The 401-nt window shown below is 45.6% G+C and carries 1 protein-coding gene; it reads left to right on the top strand.

What is annotated here, in order from left to right; all coding sequences use genetic code 11:
• Positions 1-17: 17 nt before the first annotated feature.
• On the top strand, positions 18-380 hold the full coding sequence (locus JIN87_RS28045) for a hypothetical protein (protein ID WP_200360076.1): 363 nt from the start codon (positions 18-20) through the stop codon (positions 378-380).
• Positions 381-401: the final 21 nt, after the last annotated feature.

Consider the following 401-nt stretch of genomic DNA (forward strand, 5'->3'; position numbering starts at 1 on the left):
GCGATATGTGAAGAAAGATGAGATGTGACTGTTCCAGTCTAGCCACGGTTCTCTACCTCGATCGAGCCCCGCAAAGATTTGAGAAGAAACTCAAGAAAATCGAATCGAAGGATTGGATGAACCTCTATGAATGTCCCAAATGCGATCAACTCTGGGTCATCGACGAGTGGGACAAGTACACAGTGCAGTTCGCTACGAAAGTTGTAGAAAGAACAGATTGGGAAAAGAATGATCAAACTGTACTAAAGAAAGAACTACTGATCTCTGAACGTGGCGGCCTCACAGACCAAATATGCGTTTGGGCGAACTGCTCGAAGCAGGCCGTAAATGGAGTTGCTTACTGCATTGACCACCTATGGGAGACCGGAGCCAGAAGATGAAAAGAATAACACATATCAAGG

Origin of the sequence: Pelagicoccus mobilis (assembly GCF_016595505.1) — a bacterium.
Lineage (GTDB): Bacteria > Verrucomicrobiota > Verrucomicrobiia > Opitutales > Opitutaceae > Pelagicoccus > Pelagicoccus mobilis.

What these genes read in the sequence shown, in the direction of transcription:
- JIN87_RS28045 (WP_200360076.1), top strand. Translation starts at nt 18, where the DNA reads ATGAGATGTGACTGTTCCAGTCTAGCCACGGTTCTCTACCTCGATCGA.